This window comes from Gordonia sp. (in: high G+C Gram-positive bacteria), from assembly GCF_047606305.1.
Taxonomy (GTDB): domain Bacteria; phylum Actinomycetota; class Actinomycetes; order Mycobacteriales; family Mycobacteriaceae; genus Gordonia.
In genome coordinates this window covers 49724-74108 of sequence record NZ_JASGER010000051.1, presented here as the reverse complement: position 1 = coordinate 74108, position 24385 = coordinate 49724, and the positions used below count along the sequence as shown (strand labels likewise).

The window sequence follows — 24385 nt, the reverse complement described above, 5'->3', positions numbered from 1 at the left end:
GCACGAGAAGGGGAGCGGGTATGGCACGCGCGACGGGGCGCACCGCATTGGTGACCGGAGCATCGTCGGGAATCGGACTGGCGGTGGCCCGCGAGCTGGCCGGCCGCGGCTACCGCGTCATCGGCACCAGCCGACGACCGGAGGCCATCGCCGCCGACGACCGGCTGCCCGGGGTCGAGTACATGGCCTTGGACCTGGCCGACCGCGACTCGGTCCAGGCGTGCGCCGACGCCGTCGGCGACGTCGACATCGTGGTGCACAACGCGGGGGAGAGCCAGTCCGGTCCCGTCGAGGAGCTTCCCGCAGAGGCGGTCGACCGGCTCTTCCAGACGAACGTGTTCGGTGCGGTGCAGCTGACCCAGCGGCTGCTCCCGCACATGCGGGCCCAGGGGTACGGCCGGGTGATCACCGTCGGGTCCATGCTCGCCAGCTTCCCACTGGCCCACCGGGGCTCCTATTGCGCCGCGAAGGCGGCCCTGAAGGGATTCGCCCTGTCCGCCCGACAGGAACTCTCGCCGTTCGGCGTGTGGGTGAGCCATGTCGAACCGGGCTCGATCGCCACCGGGATCGGGCAGCGTCGCACCCACTACATCGCCGACGACTCGGTCTACCGCGACGACTACGACACGATGATTGCGCACCTCGACGCGAACGAACAGGCGGGCATCAGCCCGGCGAAGGTCGCCGCCACGATTGTCACGGCGATCGAGGCCGACAAACCCCGCGAGTTCTACGCCGTCGGTTCCAGTGCGCCGGTGGTCTTCACGCTCAAACGCCTGGTCCCGCGCAGCGTCGTGACGACGATGGTCGCGCGCCGACACGGTCTGAAGCGGTAGCCCGCCACCTAACGCTCACATTGACAACCGTGCCATTGGGTGGTGGCATTGTCGGATGACTGGTCGAGTCCACAGCGGCTTCCGATGATCGGCGTCGACGCCGTGCGCACCCGGTTGTTGCGCCACCGTCGCAGCACCAAGGCTAAAGCCGTAGTCACCGGCGCGGGCAGCGGTATCGGCCGGGCCTTCGCCGTCGAGCTGGCCCGCCGTGGCGGCCACGTGCTCTGCGCCGACATCGATCCCGAACGCGCCGCGCAGACCGTCGCCGAGATCGTCGCGCACGGCGGGCGGGCCGAGGCGGTCACCTGCGACGTCGCCGATCGATCCCAGGTCGAGCAGCTGGCCGCCAGGGCCCGCGACGTGTTCGGCGGACCACCGACGCTGGTCATCAACAACGCCGGCGTCGGCATCGGCGGACGGCCGGTCGGTGCGATCGGGGCGGACGACTGGGAGTGGGCACTGGGCATCAACCTGTGGGGCGTGGTGTACGGGTGCGAGGCATTCGCCCCGATGCTGCGCGAGGCCAACCGCGGCGGGATCATCAACGTCGCCTCGGCGGCCGGATTCGCCGCCGCACCGGCGATGGGTCCGTACAACGTGTCGAAGGCCGGGGTCATGTCGCTGTCGGAGACACTGGCCGCCGAGCTGAGCGGCACGGGCGTGGCGGTGACGGTGCTGTGCCCGACGTTCGTGAAGACGAACGTCGCACGTGATGGACGGATCACCGCCGGCGCACGCGGACTGGCCGACCGGCTGATGGCCTGGACCGGCACCACGCCCGAGTCCGTCGCCGCGAGCACCCTCGATGCCAACGACCTGGGTCGCCTTTACGTCGTACCGCAACTCGACGCCAACGTCGTGTGGCACCTCAAGCGACACTTCCCCTCCCAATACGCGTGGGGCGCGGGCCTACTCGGCCGCGTCCTGCCCGTTTCGAGCGAATAGGACACCCGGCATGGCCATGGACCTGGACAACATGCTCGTCAAGATCAAGGACAAGCAGTGGGCGCTGGCGGACATCGACTGGGACGCGCCCGGCGCCGATCTGATCGACCCGGAGTTGCACGCCAAACTCAAGCCCTTCCTGTCCGACCTCATGTGGATCGAGAACGTCGGGGCGCGCGGCTTCGCGGCGATGGCCAAGAAGGCGCCCACCCCGACGCTCAAGAGCATCTACGAGCACTTCCACGCCGAGGAGCAGAAGCACGCCAACGCCGAACTCGCCCTGATGCGGCGGTGGGGGATGCTCGACGGCGATGAGATCCCGTCGCCGAATGTGAACGTGCAGTTGGTGATCAACTGGCTGGACAAGCACGCCGACGGGATGTCGTTGTCCTTCCTCGGCACGGTCATCCCGATGCTCGAGGTGGCGCTCGACGGCGCCTTGATCAAGTTCATCACCGACGAGGTCAAGGACCCCGTCGCCCAAGAGGTGTTCCGGCACATCAACTCCGACGAGTCGCGTCACCTGGCGGTGGACTACGAGGTGATGGACATCCTCGGGCACGCGGGTGCCCGCAAGCTCACCGCCGACTTCGTCGGGGGCTGGGTGAAGCCGTCGCTGTTGGTGGGGACGCTCAGCTACCTCCCGTTGCTCAACAAGATGCGGGACAACATCGTCGCGATGGGCGTCAACGAGGACAAGCTGTACAGCGCGATCCTCCGATACCGATCGGTGGGCGACCGGAGCAAGTACGTGCGGCGCCTGCCCATGTTCCAGCTCATCTCGCACCACGGCGGTTGGGTGGTCAACCGGCGCAACCTGCCGTACCACCTGTTGGCCGACAGCCTGGTCAAGGTGACCGAGCGAATCCCGTTCGGGCTCGTCCACAAGACGCCGACGTGGTCGACAGAGCTCACCTACGAGCCGGTGGCGTGAGCGCATGACCGCGCAGCCCCTTCGGCCCGAGGCACCCCTTGCGGTCGCCGTGATCGGCGCGGGTTTCGCCGGTATCGGCGCGGCCATCCGGCTGCGGCAAGCGGGCGTCGACGATGTCGTCGTCTTCGAGCGCGACCATCGCATCGGCGGCACCTGGCGCGACAACACCTACCCGGGAGCGGCCTGCGACATCCCGTCCCAGCTCTACTCGTACAGCTTCGCGCCGAATCCGGACTGGTCGCATACCTACTCGGGCAGCGCCGAGATCCTGGCGTACATCGATCGGGTCGCCGCCGAGTACGGCGTCCTCGAGCAGATTCGCTTCGGCCACACGGTGAGCGGACTGTCCTACGACGAACAGGCCGGGGAGTGGATCGTGTCGTTCGCCGAGCACCCTCCGGTGCGCGCACGGTCGGTGGTCATCGCCTCCGGTCCGCTCTCGACTCCATCCCTACCGGACATCCCGGGGGTCGGGGACTACGCGGGTAAGACGATCCACAGTGCCGTGTGGGACCACGACTACGACTTCACCGGCAAGAAGGTCGCCGTCGTCGGCACCGGCGCCAGTGCCGTTCAACTGATCCCCGAGCTCGTCCGTCGAGCCGCCTCGGTGAAGGTGTTCCAGCGGACTCCGGGTTGGGTGCTGCCGCGGGTGAATCCACAGACGGGTGAGTTCACCAGGGGCGTGTTCCGCGCCGTTCCGGGAGCGCAGCGGCTGGCACGCGCCGCGTGGTATCTCGGCCACGAGTCGATGGCATTGGGCGTCGTGTGGGACACGCCGCTCACACGTGTCGTCGAGGCCGTCGCCAAGCTGAACCTGCGGCTGCAGGTCCGGGACCCCTGGCTGCGTCGACAGCTCACCCCGGACTTCTCGGCCGGCTGTAAGCGCTTGCTGATGACCAGTGACTACTACCCGGCGCTGCAGGCCGACAACTGCAAGCTGGTCACCTGGCCGATCGCGCGGATCGCCCCCGACGGGATCCGGACGGTGGAGGGGATCGAGCACCAGGTCGATTGCATCGTGTTCGCCACCGGATTCGAGGTCGGCAAGCAGGGACTGCCATATCCGGTGACGGGCGTCGGGGGTCGCGAGTTGGCGACCCAGTGGCGCGGGGGAGCGCAGGCCTATCGCAGCGTGGCCGCCGCCGGCTACCCGAACCTCTACTTCACCTTCGGCCCCAATTCCGGTCCCGGCCACAACTCGGCGCTGGTGTACCTCGAGGCACAGATCGACTTCATCACCGGTGCTATCCGGATGCTCGAGCGGGGCGGCTGGAAGGCGCTGGAGGTGCGCGAACAGGCACAGGCGGCGTTCAACGCCGACATCCAGCGCCGGTTGAAGCGGACGACGTGGAACTCGGGCTGCCAGAGCTGGTACCTGACCGACGACGGCTTCAACGCCACGATGTACCCGGGGTTTGCGACCCAGTTCATCCACCAGCTGCGGCGGGTGGACCTCCAGGACTTCCGGATCCTGGTCCACGCGGATTCACCGGTCGCCGCGGGCGCGCGCTGATCGGCTACGCGACGTAATCGGCCAGGTGACGACCGGTCACCGTCTGCGCGGCGTCCACCATCGCCCGGGGCGTGCCCTCGAAGACCACGCGTCCGCCATCATGACCGGCACCCGGACCCAGGTCGATCACCCAGTCGGCGTGCGCCATCACCGCCTGATGGTGCTCGATCACGATCACCGACTTCCCGGCCTCGACGAGACCGTCGAGCATGCCGAGGAGCTGTTGCACATCCGCCAGGTGCAGGCCGGTGGTGGGTTCGTCCAGGACGTACACCTGCGCCTTGTCAGCCATGGCCGTGGCGAGCTTGAGCCGTTGGCGCTCGCCGCCGGACAGCGTCGTCAACGGCTGCCCGAGGGTGATGTAGCCGAGGCCCACGTCGGCCAGGCGGGCCAGGATCTTCGCCGCGGCCGGTGTGCGGGCCGGCCCGTCGCCGAAGAACCCGCGTGCCCGCTCGACCGGCATGGCGAGGACGTCGCTGATGTCCTGCCCGCCCAGTCGGTAGTGCAGGACATCGGGGCTGAATCGCTTGCCGTCGCAGTCCTCGCACGTCGTCGTTACGCCGGCCATCGTCACCAGGTCGGTGTAGATGACCCCGGCCCCCTTGCAGGTCGGGCAGGCGCCCTCGGAGTTCGCGCTGAAGAGGGACGGCTTGACCCCGTTCTCCTTGGCGAAGGCCTTGCGAATGGGATCGAGCAGACCGGTGTACGTCGCCGGATTGCTGCGCCGGGAGCCGCGGATCGCCGTCTGGTCGATCGCGATCACCCCGTCGCGCCCGGAGACCGAGCCATGGATCAGCGAGCTCTTGCCGGAACCGGCCACGCCGGTGATCGCTACGAGGACCCCCAGCGGGATGTCGACGTCGACGCCGCGCAGGTTGTTTTCCTCCGCACCACGCACCTCGAGCGCCCCGGTCGGCGTCCGCACGGTGTCCTTCAGCGTCGCCCGGTCGTGCAGATGTCGCCCGGTGAGGGTGTCGGCGCCCCGCAGGCCCGCGATGTCGCCCTCGTAGCAGATCTGTCCGCCGTTCGAGCCCGCCCGCGGCCCCAGGTCGACGATGTGGTCGGCGATGGCGATGACCTCGGGCTTGTGCTCCACCACCAGGACGGTGTTGCCCTTGTCCCGCAAGCGGATCAGCAGATCGTTCATGCGCGCGATGTCGTGGGGGTGGAGTCCGACCGTCGGCTCGTCGAAGACATAGGTGATGTCAGTCAGCGACGAACCCAGGTGCCGGATCATCTTGATGCGCTGGGCCTCGCCGCCGGAGAGCGTCCCGGTGGGGCGCTCCAGGTTGAGGTAGCCGAGTCCGATCTCGACGAAGGAGTCGACCGCCGCCCGCAGACTCTCCATCAGGGGCGCGACGGCCGGGTCGTCGATCGTGCGGAGCCACTGTGCGACGTCGGTGATCTGGTACCGGCACACATCGGCGATGCTCACCCCGGCGATCGTCGCCGTGCGGGCAGGCTCGGCCAACCGGGTGCCGTCACACTCCGGGCAGGTGGTCTGGGTGACGGCCCGTTCGAGGAAGGCCCGGATGTGCGGCTGCACCGAGTCGATGTCCTTGGCGAGCATCGACTTCTGGATCCGCGGGATCAGGCCTTCGTAGGTCACGTTGATCCCGTCAACCTTGATCCGAGTGGGTTCCTTGTGCAGGAGCGCGTCCAGCTCGGCGGCGGTGAAGTCCTTGATCGGCTTGTCCGGGTCGAAGTAGCCGCTCTTGGAGTAGGTGCGCCCGTACCAACCGTCGGGGGTGAAGCCGGGGACGGTGAGCGCGCCCTCGTTCAAGGACTTGGCGTCGTCGTACAGCTGGTCCAGGTCCATATCGGCGACGGCGCCCAGGCCCTCGCACCGCGGGCACATGCCGCCGAGCACGGTGAACGTCTTCGACGTCTTCTTGCCACTGGCCGTCTCCGCTTCGCCGGAGCCCTCGACGGACGGGACGTTGAACGAAAAGGCGTTGGACGCCCCGATGTACGGCGTCGACAATCGGCTGAACAGGATCCGCAGCATCGCGTTGACGTCGGTGATGGTGCCGAACACCAGTGAGCTCTTGCCCGACCCCGAGACTCCGGTGAATACCGTCAGGCGGCGCTTGGGGAGGTCGACGCTGACGTCGCGCAGGTTGTTCACGCGGGCGCCCACGACGCGGATGAGGTCGTGCGAGTCGGCCGGGTGGACGGGGGGAGTGGACATGGGGACCTATCAGTCTGAGGTGGTTGGGGAGGCGGCGAGGCGGGCGGCGATGCCGTCCAGGATCAGGTCGAGGCCGAATCGATAGGCGGCGTCGGCATCCCGTGCAGCACCCTGGGCCTCGCCGGCGGCGCTGCCGACTCGCGTGGCCAACGGGAACCGTGCCTCGATTCCGAGCACCGCAAGCTTGGCGCCCTCACGCTCCCACCACTCGTGGGGGTCCTCCTCGACGCGCTCGACGCGTGCTGCAGCCATGGAACGCGCGTTCGCTCGGGCGAAGTCGTGGATGAGGGTGAGGACCGCGTCCTTCTCGACGTCCGGAAGGTCGAGGGGATCGACGACGGTCAGTTCATGCTCGTATTTGGCGAGGGTGCCGGGACCGAGGATCTCCCGCTCGGATTCGAGTTCGGCCAGCCAAGGGTGGTCGAGGAAGAGACGCAGGTCGTCGTTGGCGAGCACGGACAGCCGGGTGCGCCAATCACCGGACAGCTCGCCACGGGGCATCTCGGCACGCACGTCGTCGGCCATCAGCGCGAGCAACTGTTCACGGCCGTCGACGTAGGAGTAGAGGGACATCACTGGGATCCCCAGCTCGGCGGCGACATCGCGCAGTGTGAAACCGGATCCGTCCCGATCCGCGACGGCTACCGCCGCGGCGACGACCTGATCGGTCGAGAACCGGGGAGGGCGACCGCGCCGTTTCGCGGGCACCTCGTTGCGCCACAGAAGGTCGATGGTGTCCATCATCCGCTTTCTCGTATTCTGTACGATTAGGTGTTACCGTATGCCGTACGGGTAATAATAACCGTACCAGATACGCGAAGGAGCACCATGCAGATCAACGCCACGGCCGTGTCGCTCAACGTGGCCGACCCCGTGTCGTCGGCCGACTTCTTCAGGCGCCACCTCGGCTACCGGGAGGTCATGGCCGACGACGGATTCGTATCCCTGGAGCATCCGGACCGCGCGGGGGAGAACATCATCTTTCTGCGGACCGGCCTGCCCAGCTTCAAGCCGCCGCACCGGGCGGGCGACGCGGGGGAGGGACTGCTGCTGGCCTTCGTCGTCGACGACGTCGATTCGGCCTACTCCGCGATGCAGGCGGACGGTGCCGAGCTGGTCACCAGGCCGACGACCGAACCGTGGGGCGAGCGATACTGCCAATTCGCCGATCCGAACGGAATCATCGTCCAACTCGTCGAATGGGTGAAGTAGCCGTATAGCGAAACCGCCCATCAGATCAGATCCGATGGGCGGTTTCGAGGAGTCGTGATGTCAGCGCTTACTGGTCACCAGGCTCAGCAGCCACAACAGGATCACCGAACCGGCCAGCGCGGTGAAGAAGGTGAACCACCAGCCGCCCGAGGCGGTGTCGACGAACCAGCTGAGGATCCAGCCGCCCAGCAGGGCGCCGACGATACCGATGATGATGTTCAGCAGGATGCCCTGCCCGCCACCCTTGACGAGCTTGCCGGCGAGCCAGCCCGCGAGCGCGCCGATGACGATGTAACCGAACCAGCCGACGGTGGTGGTCGTGGTCGAGCGGGCGAGAATCTCGGTGGTCGCTTCAATGGCAGTCATGATGATCTCCCTCTGTCGTACCCCGACGGTCGGGGGTTGACTCCACCGTAACCACGTTTGATCCGATTTGTCGGGGTAAGAATCGCGTCCGCCGAATTCAGTTCGAACACACGGGGCGTTACATGTAACCCATCGTTACATGTAACATCGGTGACATGGCAGTCAAGGATCGGGTCGGGGAGTACCGGCGGCGGATGCGCGAGCGCGGTTTGCGTCCGCTGCAGATGTGGGTGCCCGATGTGCGAACCGAAGCCTTTGCCGCACAGGCACGCCGACAGTCCGCGATTGTCGCGGGCTCAGAGACTGAACGCGACGAGCAGGACTTCGTGGAGTCGATCGCCGCGCACTGGGACGACGGGGAGTGAATCGGGGCGAGATCTGGACGGTGGCCGGTGGGGTGTATGCGACCAAGCCGCGGCCGGCAGTCATCGTCCAGGATGACGCGTTCAGCGCCACCGGGTCGGTGATCGTCGCGCCGCTCACGACCACCCTGGTCGACGCGCCGCTGATCCGCATCCGGATAGCCGGGGGCGGCGAGCTCATCTCCGGCCTCGAGCGGGACAGCGACATCATGATCGACAAGCTGACCGCGGTGCGGCGTTCGAATGTGGACGAGCGGGTCGGGCGCCTCACCAGCGAGCAGACCGTCGAACTGGAACGGGCGTTGATGGCCTTCCTCGGTCTTGCGCGGTGATGGGGCGATAGTCCGCCGGCCTAGTTGACATAATGTATCTTATCGGCACAATATGACCGTGCTGCACGAACAGGGTTTGTCGCCGCATGTCGCCGTTGACCGACACTCAGCCCACATGTCGCCGTTGACCGACACTCAGCCGGCTCACCGCCTTTTCGTGCGCGCCGTCGCAACGCACGTCCGGCAATCGGTGCACGCACTCCCGACCGATCAATGATTACGCGCCTCGAACGACTCGGAATATCGCGGACGGCATCGAAAGTTACTGCAGGACAATGGATTCGGTGACTTCCCCGGTTCCAGCCACCCCACCCGGAAACGTCACTGTGACGATAGTCGGCTATCAGACCGATTAGATGCACCTCCACATCGAGACACCTACGCTCGGTTCAACGGAATCAGATCGGAGTGTGGGCGACATGGCGGATGTTCTCGTCATCGGTGCCGGGTTGGCCGGCTTGAGCGCCGCGCATGCGCTGACCGAGGCCGGTTCCTCGGTCGTCGTGCTCGAGGCGCGCGACCGTGTCGGCGGTCGGCTCGAGGGCGGCGTGATCGACGGTCAGCCGATCGAGCTGGGCGGAACATGGATCGGCGAGGGCCACACCGAGATGCACGATCTCGTCGTCCGGCTGGGTCTGGAGAGCTTCCGCACGTGGAACGATGCGGGCCAACTCCTCGTCGAGCTGGGCGGCCGGCGCTCGCGCATGTCCGGCAAGAAGGGCGCGATTCCGAAGTTGAATCCGTTCGCTCTGGCCGACCTGTTCCAGGGATTGACGCGGTTCAAACGGCTCTCCGACGGCGTCGATCCGGCACGGCCGTGGGAGCACCGACACGCGGCACGCCTCGATGGGCAGACCTACGAGACGTGGATCCGACGGAATCTGCGCACCGAGGCCGGTCGCGCCTACTTCCGCATCACCGCGGAGGCCGTCTATGCCGCCGACGCCTCCGACTTCTCCTTGTTGCATGCGCTGTTCTACACCGCGGCCAATGCCGACCTGGAGACCCTGGTCTCCGTCGATCGCGGCGCGCAGCAGGACCGCGTCGTCGGCGGGTCCGTCTTGGTTGCCGAACGACTCGCCGCGGACCTCGACATACGGTTCCGCTCCCCCGTGCGCACGATCAGCCGGACCACGGATTCCGTCACTGTGACACTTCGTGACGGGAACACCTTCACAGCACGTCGCGTCATCGTCGCCATCCCCCCGACCTTGGCTGGTCGAATCGAATACGAACCGGCCCTGCCACCGTGGCGCGACCAGCTGACCCAGCGCCTGCCCGCCGGATCCGTGGCCAAGTGCTTCGCGTCCTATTCGACGCCGTTCTGGCGCGACGACGGCCTGAACGGACAGGCCGTCTCCGATCGCGGCCCGGTCAAGGTGACCTTCGACGTGTCGCCACCGGACGGTTCGATCGGCGTCCTCCTCGGCTTCGTCGAGGGTGCCGATGCGCTGCGGTGGCAACGTCAGGACGACGTACAGCGCCGGGACGACGTCATCGGTTGTTTCACCCGGTACTTCGGCGATCGTGCGACCTCACCGATGTCCTACGTCGAGAAGGACTGGAGCACCGAAGAGTTCACCCGCGGTTGCTACGGCGCACACTTCGCCCCCGGAGTCTGGACCGGCTTCGGACCGGCGCTGCGCGAACCCATCGCCGCCATCCACTGGGCCGGTGCCGAGTACGCCGTCGAATGGAACGGCTACATGGAGGGCGCCGTGCGTTCCGGTCGCGCGGCCGCGCGGGAAGTGCTGTCCGCGCTGGCCTGAGACCGGGCTACTTGGTCGGGACGACCTTGCCGTTGACCTTCACGGTGACCTTGTGGGTGACCGTGTTGTACGTAATCGTGCCGTGCGCGAACGTCGACTCCTTCAGATCACCCTTGGTGATCTCGTCGCTGGTCGCCATGCCGAGCGGACCGGCCGAGCCGTTCTTGCCGTTGACCGACGGCGTGCCGTCCGGCGCCCGCTCGACATTCCAGGCGTCGCGGATCTTGCCCCAGGTGATGTAGGCCGGCGTGCCCGCATGACCGTTGCGGGCGGTGATGACACCACCCTTGAACTGTTGGAACACCAGGCCGTTGGCGCGTTTACCCGAGTTGTGATCGCCGCTCAGCGGAAGGCCGAGGTCCTTCTTCTGGGCGGGCGTCGCGTGGGTGTACTTGGCGGCGATCGGTCCGATCAGGATGACCGGGGTGCCGTCGGCAGCCTTCAGGCGGACCGGGCGAGCCGGCCACGCGGGTGCCGACGACGAGGCCGCCGAGTAGTACGCGCTCGACGGGCCGCCGTCGTACCCGCCCGCTTGCGACGACGTCGGAGCCGTCGCCGTCTCGCTGGCACAGCCCGCCCCGAGCAGGGCGACGGCGCCCAGGCCGACAACGATGCCGATCGATCGGCGATGTCCAATCACGTTCATGGCGTTCCTTTCGGACGTGTCCGCGATCACATACTAGTGCGGGCTTCCCTAGGATGGCCGCATGCGCTTCGGAGTGTTCATCCTTCCCGACGAACCGTGGGCGTCCTCGTCGCGCAGGTGGCGCCGCGCCGAGGAGATGGGTTTCGACCACGCCTGGACCTTCGATCACGTGGTGTGGGGCGGCCTCCCCGATTCGCAGTGGTTCTCCTGCCTCCCCACGCTCACGGCAGCGGCGACGGTCACCGACCGGATGTGCCTCGGATCATTCGTCATCTCGCCCAACTTCCGCCATCCGGTGCCGCTGTCCCGGGAGATCGAGACGCTCGTCGACATCTCCGGTGACAGGTTCTTGGCCGGTCTCGGCTCCGGCGGTTCCCCGGACAACGGCGTACTCGGTCAGGAACCGATGACGCCGAGGCAAACCGTCGACCGGTTCCAGGAGTTCACGACGCTGCTCGACCTGGTGCTCCGCGACGACCACGTCGACTTCGACGGCGAGTACTACCGCGCCCGCGACATGAGACTGCCCGCCGGCTCCGTGCGCGACCGCGTCCCGCTCCTGCTCGCCGGGACCGGACCGCGGTCGGTGCGCTTCGCCGCCCAGCACGGCGACGGTTGGATCACGCCGGGCACCGTGACCGACGACTTCGAGTCGTGGATCGACGGCCTGCGGCGCAGTGCCGATGTTCTCGAGGCAACGCTCGACGGGGCAAAGCCCGACTTTCCCCGCTACGTGTCCGGCGCGATGAGCCCGCTGAACCCGCTCGAGGGTCTGACGGCCTTCGACGAGGTGGTCGGCCGGACCCGCGAGCTCGGTTTTACCGACTTCCTCGTCGCCTGGCCGCGGGAGACGGAGCCCTACCGCGCCTCGATGACCGTGTTTGAAGAAGTGGCCCACGAGCGTCTGGAGAACGCGTGAGCAAGAATCTGGTGATCGGCGCGAGTGGATTCCTCGGCGCCCACGTGGTGCGCGACCTGGTCGAACAGGGCAAACCCGTCCGCGCGCTCGTCCGCGCGACGAGCGACACTCGCGGCATCGACGGACTCGACGACGTCGAGGTGGTGCACGGCGACATCTTCGACGTGGACTCGATCCGTCGCGCAATCGACGGCTGCGACGTCGTCTTCTACTGCGTCGTGGATGCGCGGCCGTGGCTGCGCGATCCCACCCCCATGTGGCGGACCAATGTCGAAGGCCTGCGCGGTGTGCTGGACGTCGCGGCCGAGGCCGGCCTGGATAGGTTCGTGTTCACCAGTTCGGTGGTCACCATCGGCATCCCCGAGTCCGGGCTCGCCACCGAGGAGCTGCGCAACAACTGGCTGCGCAAAGGTGGGCAGTACGCACGGACGCGGGTCGCGGCCGAGGACCTGGTGATGGAGTACTGCCACACTCGCGGTCTGCCCGCCGTGGCGATGTGCGTGGCCAACACGTACGGGGAGGGCGACTATCTGCCGACGCCCCACGGCGGCATGGTCAAAGCGGCGGTCCGCGGCAAGATGCCGTTCTACCTCGACGGCGTCGGCGCCGAGGTGGTCGGCATCGGCGACGCCGCGCGGGCGATGACCCTCGCCGGCGAGAAGGGCCGCGTCGGCGAGCGCTACATCGTGGCCGAGCGCTTCCTGTCGCCGAAAGAGATCTTCGCGACCGCTTGTGGAGCGGTGGGCGTCGAACCGCCGCGCAAGGCGGTATCGCGCGGCAAACTCACCCGGATGGCGGTCATGGCCTCGCTGATCGCCCGGCTCAAACGCGAGGACCCCTACCTGACGCCCACCTCGGTGCGCCTGATGTACGTGATGCCCCGGATGGACCACTCCAAGGCGGTGGATGAACTCGGCTGGCAGCCCCGGCCGACCACCGAGTCGATCGTCGAGGCGGCGAAGTTCTACCTGACCAAGCGCCCGGCGAAGAGCTAGACAGCAGCAGCGACGCCGCCCTGCGTCCGGCGCAGGCCGACCCACTCCCACGCGGTGATGGCGATGACGATCACCGCGGCGATCAGCGCCAACGGCTTCACGGTGCCGTCGGCCGACGCCATCAGACCGACGATGATCAGTGCGATGGTGGCGATGAGGTTGACGAGCACGACGACTGCCAACACGGCCCGCAACGGCCACCGGGACGGTGCGAGCCAGAGACCCAATCCCCAGAGGGCGAGGATGATGCCGATCACCAGATGCGCGGCGACGGGCATGACCTCGTGCACGAAACCGGTGACGATGAGCGCTATGCCGGCCAGGACGCACACTCCGGCGTCGGCCCGCAGCGCGATCCGACCGATCCGGAATCCTCCGCACCGCGCCGGCTTGTGGGTGTCCAAAGACGCGGTCTTCACGCGGGTGTCGCAGTCGGCACAATCGGCACAGCAGGCCATCACGTGGTGGATTGACGGGTCACGATGGCACGGGCAGACGCATTCGTCGCCGGCCAGCGGGTCGAGGTTCACAGCCATGCGTCGAGCCTAATATGTCGGCCCGATCTGCACCGGGTTCTGCGAACCCACCCTCACTGGACACCTGTCTTGTTTACTGGAGTCCATGATCCTCGATCTGTTCCGCCTCGACGGAAAGACAGCCATCGTGACCGGAGCCGGGCGCGGCCTCGGCGCGGCCACTGCAATCGGATTCGCCGAGGCCGGCGCCGACGTCGTCATCTCCGCACGGACCGCCGACGACTTGGAGTCGGTCGCCGACGCCATCCGCAAGGCCGGGCGGCGCGCCGTGGTCGTGCCCGCCGACCTGTCCAAGGCCGAGCCCAATCTGCTCGTCGACGCCGCGATGGGCGAGCTGGGTCGCCTGGACATCCTCGTCAACAATGTGGGCGGCGCCTTCCCCAAACCGCTCATGGACACGCGCGGCAAGGACCTCGACCGGGCCTTCAACTTCAACGTGACCGTCGCGCACGAGATCCTCGTCGCCGCAGTGCCGGAGATCCTCAAGAACGACGACGGCGGCTCGATCATCAACATCACCTCCGCCGTCGGACGTCTGCCCGGCCGAGGATTCGGCATGTACGGCACCGCCAAGGCGGCGCTGGCCCACTACACACGCCTGGCGGCCCTCGATCTGAATCCGCGCATCCGCGTCAACGCGATCGCCCCCGGGTCGATCCTCACGTCGGCACTGGAGGTCGTCGCGGCCGACGACACGATGCGCGGCGCCATCGAGGACCAAACCCCGTTGCAGCGTCTCGGCAAGCCCGAGGAAGTGGCGGCCGCCGCCCTCTTCCTGGCCTCCGATGCCGGCGCCTACCTGACCGGAAAGGTGCTGGAGGTCGACGGCGGACTCCTCGCGCCCAACTTCGAACTCCCCCTCCCCGACCTGTGAGGAACACATGACGCTCGACGCCGGCGCACTGGCCGACATCCACGAGATCACCACGCTGAAGTACCGCTACGGACGATGCTTGGACAACCGGCTGTGGGACGATTTCGGCGCGACGTTGGCGCCCGACGCCACGGCGCGCTACGGCACGGTCAGCCAGGGCGAGCCGCTGCACTTCGACGGGCGCGACGCGATCGTCGACTACATGCGGAACTCGCTGACCGGCAGCATCGTCTCCACCCACACCTTCGGCAACCCGGAGATCAGCGTCGACGGTGATGCCGCGACGGGCAGCTGGTCGATGTCGGACATCGTGATCGCCCCCGACTTCGACACGGTGATCACCGGCACCTCGTACTACTCGGACCGGTACACGAAGCTCGACGGTCGGTGGCACATCAGCCACACCGAGTATTACCGGGTCTACGAGGCGGTCGCCCCGATGGGCAGCAGCGGCATGCAACTGATCGCCAACCGCTGGGCACCGACCGGCCACTGACCTATCTGACCTATCGGTGCAGCTCCGTGACGAGCTGCGCGACGGCCTCCGGTGCCGGCTCATAGGCGGGGAAGTAGCAGCACGCCTCATCGGCGAACTCGCCGAACCGCTCGGCGATCGTCGCCGCGCACTCGGCGGGGTTGCCGACCACGCCGATCCGCTCGACGACCTCGTCGGTGATGAGCGCGCGCATTCCCGGGTAGTCACCCACCTTCGACATCCGGTTCAGCTCCGGGTGCAGATCCCCCCAGCCCTCGGCGTCGAGCACCGGACGATACGCCGGCGTCGAGCCGTAGAACGCGATCAGAAACGCCACGCCGTCGACGGCGGCGCGCAACTCGGCGTCGGTGCGCCCGACGGCGACCATCGCCTGCGGGATCACGGTGAGGTCGCCTCGGGAGCGATGGGACCTGCGCAACCCCTCCTCGATGGCCGGGACGGTCCGGTCGGCGAAGTGCCGCGCGCTGTTGAACGGCATCACCAGCAGTCCGTCGGCGACCTCGGCGGCCGTTCGCGTCATGAGCGGGCCGAGGGCCCCCATCAGCACCGGCGGTGGCCCGAACGGGTTGGGCCCCGGGTTGAAGTTGGGCGGCATCAGCGTGTGGGTGTGGAACTCCCCCTCGAACCGCAGCCGCTCGGTCCCCTGCCACGCGGCCAGCACGGCCTTGACCGCGCGGACGGTCTCCCCGACGAACCGGGCCGGCGGGTGCCAGGTCGCCCCGTACCGCTTTTCAATGTGCGGTCGGATCTGCGAGCCGAGGCCCAGGCGGAAGCGGCCCTGCGAATACGCCTGCAGGTCGTAGGCGGCGTGTGCCAGGTGGACCGGGCTGCGCGGGCCGGCGATGGCCACGTTCGTCATCAGTTCCAGGGACGTCTCCGCCGCCGCGACCAACGGCAGGAAGACGTCGTGGGGTCCCTCGAAGGTGAAGGTTCCATCCGCCCCCAGTGCCGCCAACTCGCGGGCGTGGGGGCCGGCCGCGGGCGGCGATCCGTCGAGTTGCAGGTGGACGCGCACTAGACCTTGAACCGCCCCGCGAAGGCCCGCAGCGGCAGGTCGTTGCTGGTGATGATTCCCGGCGGCGCCGCGACGACGGCCTTGAGCGCGTTCAACGCGGGCATCCCGGTGACGGTCATGCCGATGGAGGCGAAGTTCTCCGGCTTCGACAGGTCGACGCCCTTGGCGGGGAAAACCATGTGCTTGTTGTAGATCATCGGATCCGCGGTGATCTGCGTGATGTAGCAGCCCCTGATGTTCCACGCGGGATCGGTGTGCGGAGTCATCTGCCACTCGAGGTGGGACTCGACGCGCGGCACCCCGTCGACCATGCCCTGGTACTTGATGTAGTTGGCGCCGAGCGAGCCCTTGGGCAGGAAATACCAGCCGAGGTCGACGTCCTTGGTGCAGGCGCCGAGTTCGTAGGAGAACGTCACCTCGTCGAGCTCGAGGTCAAACGCGTCGGCCATCAGGTACACCGAGTCGGCGAAGACCGCCGTGTACTTGTGCAGCGATTCGGGGATCGTCGGGTCGTCGACGGGCCGCCCGTAGCCGACCGCCTTCCAGGTGTCGACGGAATGGTGGCAGGACACGTCGACCGACTCGGTGACGGTGATGTTCTCGATGTCGGCGACATCGGCCGAGTTGGCGATACCCAGGATCTGGTTCAGGCCCGGGTTCATGCCCGTGCCGTAGAACGTCGCCCCGCCCCGCTTGCACGCGTCGGCAATGACCTCGCTGACCTTGCGCCCGGACGGGTGCGGGTGGTTGGCGTCGCGGTGGAAGCCGGTGATCCAGTCCGCGGTGGTCACGATGTTGATCCCCGCCTCGAGCACCTTCACGTACAGGTCCTCGTCGGGGAAGACGCCGTGGAAGGTGAGCACGTCGGGCTTGGCGGCGATGATCTCCTCGACGGTGCCGGTCGCCGTCACCCCGATCGGATCCAGGCCGACGATCTCGCCGGCGTCGCGGCCGACCTTGTCGGGGCTGTAGCAGTGCAGCCCGACGAGCTCGACGTCCGGATGCGCCTGGATGCGGCCGATCATCTCGGAGCCGAGGTTGCCGGTCGCCACCTGGAAGAGGCGGACCTTGTCTGTGGTGGTCATGGTGTCCTTTCAGCGCGCCGCGGCGCGGAGTCGCTCGAGCTCGGATCGTTTGATGCGCACGTATTCGCCGTCCTCGGTGGCGGGCAGGATCGCGCCGCTGCCGGGGTGGTCGGGGTCGACGCCGGTCGGACCGCCGTCGGGATAGAACTGGACGGCCCATTCGCGCAGCGCCTTGAAGCCCTTGAACTCCTTCTTCGACAGCGCAGGCGGGTCGGAGTAGCGCTGATGCGCCCAGATCTCGATGTCGTTGGCGAACTGTTCGATCACGAAGCCGGCCATCGTCTCGCCGTAGTCGGTCATCACACCGTCGAACTCCGGCCCGTCCTCGCCCTCCTTGCGCCCGATCCACACCGTGAACCGCACATCGGAGGTGTGGTCGTCGACCGGCGTCACCGCGGGCATGGTGCGGTTGTCGAGCATGCCCCAGCTCTTGGTCACCGAACAGCCCAGTCCGGCGTTGATCGACTCCACGCCGCTGGTCGCGGCGTCGAGTGTCGCCCCCTCTTCGAAGGCGATCGTGAAGTCCACGTAGGACACCGGCCCAGCGAAGTCGTGGCGGGTGAACTCCGGCATGAAGGGCGTGCCGTGCACGAACTTGAAGTGGGCGAAATCGACGCCGTTCTCCATGATGTACTGCGGGTGGATCTCCAACCCGGGCCGGAAGAGAGTGGCAGCGGGGATGGGCGGGTAGTAGTCGGCGGCGGTCTTGTCGTCGCCGAAGTCGGCGAACACGTCCGGCACGTCGAAATACGGTTCCCGGCCATCGGCGTCGAACCAGATCCAGACCCCCTCGTTCCGCTCGAGTGTCGGATAGCTGCGGATGCGGCGCCCCTTGTTCGGATGCTTCTCATAGGGGATGCAGACGTTGCGCCCCTGGGCGTTCCACTCCCACCCGTGGAACGGGCAGACCAGGTTCTCCCCCTCGACGTGCCCGCCGTGTCCCAGGTGCGCACCGAGGTGCTCGCAGTAGGCGTCGAAGACGGACACCTTGCCCGATGCCGAACGCCAGGCGACCATCTCACGGTTGAAGTACTTCATCGTGTGCACCTGACCGACCGTGATCTCCGGTGACCAGGCCACCTGGAACCAACCGGTCGGTTCCATCGACAAGGGAGTGCGGGCCATTCCCGAAGAATACAAGAACCCTCTATGAAAATGGGTGGTTTCCTCCTTACGATGTCTGCATGACCGAGACGACGGCACCGAGGCGGCGCGCCAACAAGCGTGGGATCGCCACCCGCGAGAACATGATCGCCGCCGCCATCACCTCCCTCGCGACGGGAGACCCGACGGCCGTCTCCGGAAACCGCATCGCACGGGACATCGGTGTCACGTGGGGCGCCATCAAGTACCAATTCGGCGATATCGACGGCCTGTGGGCGGCGGTACTGCGCCACACCGCCGAACTGCGCGGCGATTTGCCCGCCGCCGCCCGCCCCGGTGAGACCCTCCGTGATCGTGTGGTCGGCCTTGTCGACAACATGCTGATCGGTCTGCGGACGCCGGAGTCACTGGCCATCGAGACGCTGCGCGCCGCACTCCCCCGCGATGTCGACGAGTTGGAGCGCGAATACCCGCTCACCGCGGCCGAATTCGCGTCGTGGAAGCCCGGGTGGGATGCGGCGTGCGAACGTGCCTTCGCCGACCTCGGCGTCGACCCGGCCCGTATCCGTCAGATGGCGGCACTGATCCCGGCGGCCATGCGCGGCCTCACCTCCGAGCGGATGCTGGGCACCTACGGCAATCTGGACGACGCACGACAGGGGCTGATCGACGCGATCGTCGCCCTGCTGAGCCTCGACCCGGCACGGGCGCGGTAGGTTGCCCTTATGAAACTTGGTCTGCAACTCGGGTACTGGGGCAAGGGCCCCGAAACCAACCACGGCGAACTCGCGCGGGCGGCCGAGGCCGCCGGCTTCGACGCGATCTTCACCGCGGAGGCCTGGGGATCGGACGCCTACACACCGCTCGCCTGGTGGGGCAAGGAGACCGAACGGGTGCGTCTGGGCACCTCGGTGCTGCAGCTCTCGGCACGCACCCCCACCGCCTGCGCCATGGCGGCGTTGACCCTCGACCACCTGTCCGGCGGACGGCACATCGTCGGCCTCGGCGTGTCCGGACCGCAGGTCGTGGAGGGCTGGTATGGACAGCGCTTCCCCAAGCCGCTCGCCCGGACCCGCGAATACGTCGACATCATGCGCCAGGTGTGGGCCCGCGAGGCACCGGTCACCAATGACGGTCCGCACTACCCGCTGCCGCTGACCGGCGAGGGCACCACCGGGCTGGGCAAGCCGCTCAAGCCGATCGTGCACCCCCTCCGGGAGGACATCCCGATCTTCCTCGGGGCCGAGGGACCGAAGAACATCGCACTCACCGCGGAGATCGCCGACGGCTGGTTGCCGATCTTCTACACGCCCCGCCTGGCCGACATGTACAACGAGTGGCTCGACGAGGGCTTCGCGCGCCCCGGCGCCCGGCGCACCCGCGAGGACTTCGAGATCTGTGCCACCGCCCAGATCGTCATCACCGACGACCGCGACGCCGCGATGGCCGGCATCAAGCCCTTCCTCGCGCTCTACATGGGCGGGATGGGCAGCGAGGACACCAACTTCCACGCCGAGGTATACCGCCGGATGGGGTACTCCGACGTCGTCGACGAGGTCACCAAGCTGTTCCGCAGCGACCGCAAGGACGAGGCCGCCGCGATCATCCCCGACGCCGTGGTCGACGACTCGGCGATCGTCGGCGACGTCGACTACGTCCGCGCCAAGGTGCGCGAATGGGAGGCCGCCGGGGTGACGACGATGTTGGTCACAGCCAAGACCGTCGAGCACATCGACCAGCTCGCCGACGTCGTGCTGAACGCCTAGGCAGAGCCGGCCCGCTCGGCGGCCGACTTGAGCCGGGCGAGTTCGAACGGGAAGTACTCGACGAGCCGTTCGGGATCCGGGACGGCCTCGGGGCAGGCGATGACGCCGACGTGGACCACCCCGTTGTTGGACAGCACGGTGATGTTGAGCCCGGCGCCGTGGAAGATCGGGCCGAGCGGGTACAGCGCGTCGATCTTCGCACCCATGAAGTAGAGCGGCATGGGCGGTCCCGGCACGTTCGAGATCACCAGGTTGTGGACCACCGGGCCGCGCTCGGACACGCGCAGCGCCGCGTAGGTCCGCATCGCCAGGCCGAAGGTCCGCGGCGGGGCGAATTCCGCCCAGTCCTGCAGGGCATCGGCCGGTATGGCCTTCTGATGCTCCTTGGCGTTGCGGTTGGCCTCCTCCATCGCCCCCAACCGCTCCCAGGGGTCGTCGATGTCGGTGCCCAGCCGGGCGAACATAGCCGACACCTTGTTCATGCCGTCAATGCGCTGGGTCTCCTCGCGCACCGATACCGGAACCGTCGCCAGCAGCGGTGAGTCCGGAAGCTCGTCCCGATCACTCAAATAGGACCGCAGGGCACCGCCGGCCACGGTGAGCACGACGTCGTTGACCGTCGCACCGCTCACCCGGCGGATCTCCTTGAAGTCGTCGAGCAGCATGTCCGCCAAGCCGATGGCGCGCCCGCCGGTGATGTTGTTGTTGAAGGGGGTGCGCGGCGCCCGGAACGGCGGTGCCATCGCGGTACCGCTGCGGATCCGCCCGACCGTCTTGACGACGACGTCCACCGACGGCTGGACGATCCGCGGCAGTGTCAGCGGGTGCAGGATTCCCGCCACCACTCCGCGACCGAGGATTTCCAGGGTGCCCGGCTCGCGCACGTCGCGCGGCCCGGCCACGGCACCGGTCATCGCCGCGACGGGCTGGGCGTCGGGCTCAAGGGCACACAAATGCGAGACGATGCTCGCCCCCGACGCGCCGTCGACGGTGGCGTGGTGCATCTTGACGAAGACGACGAGCTTGTCCTGTGCGGTGTCTCCGGTGGCGGTCTTCCCGCCTTCGGGCCCGCGCCCGGCGTCCTTGTAGCCCTCGATCACCCACATCTCCCACAGCGGGTGATGGCGGTTCACCGGCAGTGCCGCCAGGTGGTTGCACAACTCGACCATCTCGTCGTAGCCGCCGTCGCCGGGCAGCGCCACTCGGTGCACGTGCCGGTTGATGTCGAAATGCGTGTCGTGCACCCAGACCGGGTGCGCCAGGTCGAACGGGACCTTCCGGACCTTCTGGGTGAATTGTGGGATGTCGGCGATGGCCAGATCGAGCGCGTCGCGGAACTTGGGGAACGTGTACCCGCCGGGAATGGTCGTGGGATCGAGCACGAAGATCGCACAGACGTGCATCATCTGTTCCGGGGTCTCCAGGTACAGAAAGCTGGCGTCCAACCCGCTCAGACGTTCCATGCCGCCAGAGCCTAATCCTCAGCCGCGGTCGCCACTGGTGATATGCCAGAGCCCGCAGCGGCACCGGTAGACGTCGAGATCGGGAGTGTGCAGCCGCCCCGCGCGGATGACCGCGACGGCCAGCCACGCGGCGTCCTCGCCGGGGTGCCCGGTCTTGCCGGGGGTCGGGCAATCGAGGACGTCACCGTCGTCGGCCACCGGGTCGCGGCGCTGTTTCGCCGGCCCGGGACCCGCCTCGGTCCGGGCCTCGATACGCCGGTAGTACCGCTCCAGCTCGTCGTCGTCGAAAGCCGCCATGACACCGTCGAGTCTGCCACCCGCGGGCACCGCCGGATACGATCGCGGGATGTCCCAACTCACGGCGATCGACCGCCTCCACCCGGCGTTGATCGCGACGATCATCTTCGTCATCGCGAGTGCCAACCTCATCGCCCACTACGCGCACGGCCGGGCGATCTTCCTGGTGATCCCGACGACCGCCCTGCTGCTCGGCGCTGCGGCGCTGGTCAGCGGTCTGCGCTGGCGGGATCTGGGCGTCACGCCCGCCCAACTGCGCGCCGGGCTGCCGTGGGCCGCCGTCGTCGCCGCGGCGGTGGTGGTGATCATCCTCGTCGCGGTGGCCATTCCCCCGCTGCGCGAATTCTTCCTCGACGAGCGGTTCCGCTCACCGCGCACCGCGCTGCTCGCCGCGTTCGTGGTCATCCCGCTGCAGACGGTGTTGCCCGAGGAGCTGTTGTTCCGCGGCGTGCTCCAGGGAGCGCTCATGCGCACCTGGTCGGTGCCGGTCGCACTCGGCGTCGGCGCGGTGCTCTTCGGCCTCTGGCACATCACCTCGTCGATGAACCTCGCCGGGGACAACAAGGGCCTGCGCGACGTCGTCGGCAGTGGTGACGCGGGGCAGATCCTCGGCGTGCTCCTGGCCGTGGTCGCCACGACCGCCGCGGGTCTGGTGTTCGGCTGGTTGCGGTACAAGACCGACAGTCTCCTGCCGTCGATCGCCCTGCATTGGGCCCTCAACGCGACCGGGGCGCTCGGGGCCGCCCTGGCCTGGCGGCTCTGACCCGCCGACCTGCACGGGATTGATTCACTTTCCGTAGGAAGGTGTGTCAAAGTTATCGGCATGAGCCACGACGAGACGACCAACGTCCCCGCCACCGCCGACCCCGCGGTCCCCGCGCCCGGCGAGGAGCACCAGCACGCACCCAAGCACGAGGGCACGAGCTTCGGCCACGCCGTGAGCAGCGCCCTCAAGCGGGCGCTCCTCGCGCTGATCGGCGTCGCGGTCCTGATCGTCCTGTTCTTCTTCCTGCGCTCGGTGGTCCCGCGCGAGTGGGCCGACTTCGTCCAGGACATCGTCCAGAAGAAGCCCGACGAGAAGCCGGGCGTCGTGCGCGGCACCTCCTACGGCATCGGCTTCGGCATCGTCTTCACCCTGGTACCGGTCGTCTGCCTGGCGATGGCCGTCGCCTCGTGGGACCGACTCAAGCACTTCTTCGGCGTGCTGTTCCTGCTGGCCGGGATCATCACCGCGCTGCCCAACCTGCTGACCCTCGCCATCAACAGCAGCCACCCCACCGAGATCGGTTCGCCGCAGGCCGAGGCCAAGGTCACCCTGACCGGCGTCACCGGCTTCCAGAGCGGCACCCTGATCGGCGCCATCATCGGCGGCGTGATCGCCCTGGTGATCGTGTTCTTCATCATCAAGTACAAGATCCGGGGTCGGAAGCTCGAGGCGCAGAAGGCGAAGTCCGCGTCCTCCGACGACTAGGTCAGAGCGCCGTCGCGTCCGGCATCGGTGAGCGTTCGTCGGGCACGCGCGCGACGGTGAGTGCCGCCGCGAGCACCCGTGACTCATGGGGGTCCGACGGGTCGTGGCCGGTCAGCTCGTGCACCCGCCGCAGCCGATAGCTGAGCGTGTTCGGATGCACGTGCACCTCGTCGGCGGCGGCTTTCCGGTTCGCCCCGTGGCGCAGATGCGCCTCGAGGGCCTCGAGCAGATGCGGCTGGTCGTTCAACGGCGCCACCCGGTCGGCGAGTCGGTCACGGGCTGAACTCGGCCGGGTGACCTGGTATTCGACCAACAGATCATCGAGGCGGTAGGCGCCCGGCGGGCGCTTGAGCGCACGGGCGAGCACGGTGAGGTCGGCCGCGTCACCGGCCGCGGTCGGCACCCCCACCGGCGCGACGGTGCCGATCGAGCCGAGATACACCGGTACCCCCAGGCTCTCGGTCAGATCGCGCGCCACTCCGTCCAGTCGCCGATGGACGGCGGTCGCCTCGCCGCTCCCCGGATCGGCGAGCAGTGCCACCCCGTTCACGCCGTCGAAGAGCAACGGGGTCGTCGTGGAGGTGAGCTCGTCGAGGGCGCGTTGGATCACGCGCATCCGCCGTCGGGCCATCAGTGTCTGGGCCGTCGACTCCTCCGGCGGGCTGAACAGGCGCACCGTGACGACGAGATAGGCGTCGGCCACCGTGGTATCGGCCCGTGCCGCCAGCGCGGCGTACGGCCGACCGTGCACCAGGGCGGCGCACAGTTCCCGGCGTGCCTCGCGCTCGGAGTGGAAGATCGACTCTTCGACGGCGGTGTAGGTGGACACCACCGAGAGGTTGATGTGGCCCAGCACGCTCAGCAACCGCGTGCCGACGACGATGAGCTGATCGGTCTCGTCGGGTTCGGCCGTCTCGGCCGCGGTCGCCAACAGAGCCTGCGCCGACCCGTGGACGCCGGCCAGCAGCACCTGCAGCGGCAGTCGGTCCTCGGCGTGGTGTTCGGCGACCGGTCCGACGAAGGCGTGCACCTCGTCGTAGGTCAGCTCCCGATCCGCCGCGATGGCCTCCAGCACCGCATGCCCGGACAGCTGCATCGCCGGCAACACCTCGGCGGTGAAATGCTCAGCCGGCAACCCGGCGGGCGCGGTCGACGCGAGGCCGTCGGCGAGCATCTGCTCGGCGATCTCCGGCCAGCGGACCCGCAGGCGCTGCACCAGGCTCGCACGTCCTTCTCCCATCGGCCCATTGTGGCG

The 24385-nt window shown here is 67.9% G+C and carries 27 protein-coding genes; 16 read left to right on the top strand and 11 right to left on the bottom strand.

The features are described from left to right. Window positions 1-20: 20 nt before the first annotated feature. The 4 genes from QM634_RS08165 (at window position 21) to QM634_RS08150 (ending at window position 4231) form a co-directional block, all read left to right on the top strand. Window positions 21-836, top strand: coding sequence for an SDR family oxidoreductase (locus QM634_RS08165; protein ID WP_415042276.1), 816 nt, complete (start codon window positions 21-23; stop codon window positions 834-836). Between the two features lie 84 nt (window positions 837-920). Beyond that, window positions 921-1781, top strand: coding sequence for an SDR family NAD(P)-dependent oxidoreductase (locus QM634_RS08160; protein ID WP_415042275.1), 861 nt, complete (start codon window positions 921-923; stop codon window positions 1779-1781). 10 nt (window positions 1782-1791) lie between these two features. Further along, window positions 1792-2715, top strand: a complete 924-nt coding sequence (locus QM634_RS08155) for a ferritin-like domain-containing protein (RefSeq protein ID WP_415042274.1) — start codon at window positions 1792-1794, stop codon at window positions 2713-2715. A 4-nt stretch (window positions 2716-2719) separates the two neighbouring features. Next, window positions 2720-4231, top strand: coding sequence for a flavin-containing monooxygenase (locus tag QM634_RS08150; RefSeq protein ID WP_415042273.1), 1512 nt, complete (start codon window positions 2720-2722; stop codon window positions 4229-4231). 4 nt (window positions 4232-4235) lie between these two features. Here the strand turns inward: QM634_RS08150 and QM634_RS08145 are convergent, their stop codons facing one another. Together QM634_RS08145 and QM634_RS08140 are read right to left on the bottom strand one after the other, a co-directional pair. Further along, a complete protein-coding gene (locus tag QM634_RS08145) occupies window positions 4236-6422 on the bottom strand; it encodes an ATP-binding cassette domain-containing protein (protein WP_415042272.1) in 2187 nt (728 codons plus the stop codon). Window positions 6423-6431: 9 nt separating this feature from the next. Continuing rightward, the gene (locus QM634_RS08140) at window positions 6432-7166 is read right to left on the bottom strand and encodes a TetR/AcrR family transcriptional regulator (protein ID WP_415042271.1); all 735 of its coding nucleotides are present in this window, start codon (window positions 7164-7166) and stop codon (window positions 6432-6434) included. 84 nt (window positions 7167-7250) lie between these two features. Here QM634_RS08140 and QM634_RS08135 point away from each other — a divergent pair, with 84 nt between their 5' ends. Further along, window positions 7251-7634 carry a VOC family protein gene (locus QM634_RS08135; protein ID WP_415042270.1) on the top strand — a complete coding sequence of 128 codons (384 nt, stop codon included), beginning with the start codon at window positions 7251-7253 and terminating at the stop codon, window positions 7632-7634. 60 nt (window positions 7635-7694) lie between these two features. Here QM634_RS08135 and QM634_RS08130 read toward each other — a convergent pair whose 3' ends face one another. Beyond that, window positions 7695-8000 (bottom strand): GlsB/YeaQ/YmgE family stress response membrane protein, encoded by a 306-nt coding sequence (locus tag QM634_RS08130; RefSeq protein ID WP_415042269.1) that lies wholly within the window; start codon window positions 7998-8000, stop codon window positions 7695-7697. Window positions 8001-8155: 155 nt separating this feature from the next. Here QM634_RS08130 and QM634_RS08125 point away from each other — a divergent pair, with 155 nt between their 5' ends. The 3 genes from QM634_RS08125 (at window position 8156) to QM634_RS08115 (ending at window position 10463) form a co-directional block, all read left to right on the top strand. Continuing rightward, window positions 8156-8365 (top strand): antitoxin MazE-like protein, encoded by a 210-nt coding sequence (locus tag QM634_RS08125; RefSeq protein WP_415042268.1) that lies wholly within the window; start codon window positions 8156-8158, stop codon window positions 8363-8365. Further along, the gene (locus tag QM634_RS08120) at window positions 8362-8694 is read left to right on the top strand and encodes a type II toxin-antitoxin system PemK/MazF family toxin (protein ID WP_415042267.1); all 333 of its coding nucleotides are present in this window, start codon (window positions 8362-8364) and stop codon (window positions 8692-8694) included. Before QM634_RS08125 ends, QM634_RS08120 begins: the two co-directional genes overlap by 4 nt. 419 nt (window positions 8695-9113) lie before the next feature. Beyond that, complete coding sequence (locus QM634_RS08115; protein WP_415042266.1) at window positions 9114-10463, top strand: flavin monoamine oxidase family protein; 1350 nt, start codon at window positions 9114-9116, stop codon at window positions 10461-10463. Between the two features lie 7 nt (window positions 10464-10470). Here QM634_RS08115 and QM634_RS08110 read toward each other — a convergent pair whose 3' ends face one another. Further along, entirely contained in the window at window positions 10471-11109 is a 639-nt protein-coding gene (locus QM634_RS08110) for an LGFP repeat-containing protein (RefSeq protein WP_415042265.1), read from the bottom strand. A gap of 61 nt (window positions 11110-11170) precedes the next feature. Here QM634_RS08110 and QM634_RS08105 point away from each other — a divergent pair, with 61 nt between their 5' ends. Together QM634_RS08105 and QM634_RS08100 are read left to right on the top strand one after the other, a co-directional pair. Continuing rightward, window positions 11171-12028 (top strand): LLM class flavin-dependent oxidoreductase, encoded by an 858-nt coding sequence (locus QM634_RS08105; protein ID WP_415042264.1) that lies wholly within the window; start codon window positions 11171-11173, stop codon window positions 12026-12028. Then, window positions 12025-13023, top strand: a complete 999-nt coding sequence (locus QM634_RS08100; protein ID WP_415042263.1) for an NAD-dependent epimerase/dehydratase family protein — start codon at window positions 12025-12027, stop codon at window positions 13021-13023. Before QM634_RS08105 ends, QM634_RS08100 begins: the two co-directional genes overlap by 4 nt. Here the strand turns inward: QM634_RS08100 and QM634_RS08095 are convergent. Continuing rightward, window positions 13020-13559, bottom strand: coding sequence for a hypothetical protein (locus tag QM634_RS08095; RefSeq protein ID WP_415042262.1), 540 nt, complete (start codon window positions 13557-13559; stop codon window positions 13020-13022). The two genes, QM634_RS08100 and QM634_RS08095, sit on opposite strands and share 4 nt — an antisense overlap. An 85-nt stretch (window positions 13560-13644) precedes the next feature. Here QM634_RS08095 and QM634_RS08090 point away from each other — a divergent pair, with 85 nt between their 5' ends. Together QM634_RS08090 and QM634_RS08085 are read left to right on the top strand one after the other, a co-directional pair. Further along, window positions 13645-14433 carry an SDR family oxidoreductase gene (locus tag QM634_RS08090; RefSeq protein ID WP_415042261.1) on the top strand — a complete coding sequence of 263 codons (789 nt, stop codon included), beginning with the start codon at window positions 13645-13647 and terminating at the stop codon, window positions 14431-14433. 7 nt (window positions 14434-14440) lie between these two features. Further along, the gene (locus QM634_RS08085; protein ID WP_415042260.1) at window positions 14441-14929 is read left to right on the top strand and encodes a nuclear transport factor 2 family protein; all 489 of its coding nucleotides are present in this window, start codon (window positions 14441-14443) and stop codon (window positions 14927-14929) included. Window positions 14930-14939: 10 nt separating this feature from the next. Here the strand turns inward: QM634_RS08085 and QM634_RS08080 are convergent, their stop codons facing one another. The 3 genes from QM634_RS08080 to QM634_RS08070 are packed head-to-tail and all read right to left on the bottom strand — an operon-like array spanning window position 14940 to window position 18154. Beyond that, window positions 14940-15944: a TIGR03617 family F420-dependent LLM class oxidoreductase gene (locus tag QM634_RS08080; RefSeq protein WP_415042259.1), complete on the bottom strand. Its 1005-nt coding sequence runs from the start codon at window positions 15942-15944 to the stop codon at window positions 14940-14942. Beyond that, window positions 15944-17029 carry a dihydrodipicolinate reductase gene (locus tag QM634_RS08075; protein ID WP_415042258.1) on the bottom strand — a complete coding sequence of 362 codons (1086 nt, stop codon included), beginning with the start codon at window positions 17027-17029 and terminating at the stop codon, window positions 15944-15946. The genes QM634_RS08080 and QM634_RS08075 overlap by 1 nt, the downstream gene beginning before the upstream one ends. A 9-nt stretch (window positions 17030-17038) precedes the next feature. Next, the gene (locus QM634_RS08070; protein WP_415042257.1) at window positions 17039-18154 is read right to left on the bottom strand and encodes a Rieske 2Fe-2S domain-containing protein; all 1116 of its coding nucleotides are present in this window, start codon (window positions 18152-18154) and stop codon (window positions 17039-17041) included. 59 nt (window positions 18155-18213) lie between these two features. Here QM634_RS08070 and QM634_RS08065 point away from each other — a divergent pair, with 59 nt between their 5' ends. Then, a complete protein-coding gene (locus tag QM634_RS08065) occupies window positions 18214-18849 on the top strand; it encodes a TetR/AcrR family transcriptional regulator (RefSeq protein WP_415042256.1) in 636 nt (211 codons plus the stop codon). 9 nt (window positions 18850-18858) lie between these two features. Beyond that, window positions 18859-19899, top strand: coding sequence for an LLM class F420-dependent oxidoreductase (locus QM634_RS08060; protein ID WP_415042255.1), 1041 nt, complete (start codon window positions 18859-18861; stop codon window positions 19897-19899). On the opposite strand, the gene QM634_RS08055 is transcribed toward QM634_RS08060, so the two are convergent. Beyond that, on the bottom strand, window positions 19896-21362 hold the full coding sequence (locus QM634_RS08055) for a WS/DGAT/MGAT family O-acyltransferase (RefSeq protein WP_415042254.1): 1467 nt from the start codon (window positions 21360-21362) through the stop codon (window positions 19896-19898). The genes QM634_RS08060 and QM634_RS08055 overlap by 4 nt on opposite strands. A gap of 18 nt (window positions 21363-21380) precedes the next feature. Next, window positions 21381-21659 (bottom strand): hypothetical protein, encoded by a 279-nt coding sequence (locus QM634_RS08050; RefSeq protein ID WP_415042253.1) that lies wholly within the window; start codon window positions 21657-21659, stop codon window positions 21381-21383. A gap of 49 nt (window positions 21660-21708) precedes the next feature. Here QM634_RS08050 and QM634_RS08045 point away from each other — a divergent pair, with 49 nt between their 5' ends. Further along, window positions 21709-22422: a lysostaphin resistance A-like protein gene (locus QM634_RS08045; RefSeq protein WP_415042252.1), complete on the top strand. Its 714-nt coding sequence runs from the start codon at window positions 21709-21711 to the stop codon at window positions 22420-22422. Window positions 22423-22482: 60 nt separating this feature from the next. Continuing rightward, window positions 22483-23130 (top strand): hypothetical protein, encoded by a 648-nt coding sequence (locus tag QM634_RS08040; protein WP_415042251.1) that lies wholly within the window; start codon window positions 22483-22485, stop codon window positions 23128-23130. Between the two features lies 1 nt (window position 23131). Here the strand turns inward: QM634_RS08040 and QM634_RS08035 are convergent, their stop codons facing one another. Beyond that, window positions 23132-24370: a PucR family transcriptional regulator gene (locus tag QM634_RS08035; protein WP_415042250.1), complete on the bottom strand. Its 1239-nt coding sequence runs from the start codon at window positions 24368-24370 to the stop codon at window positions 23132-23134. Window positions 24371-24385: the final 15 nt, after the last annotated feature.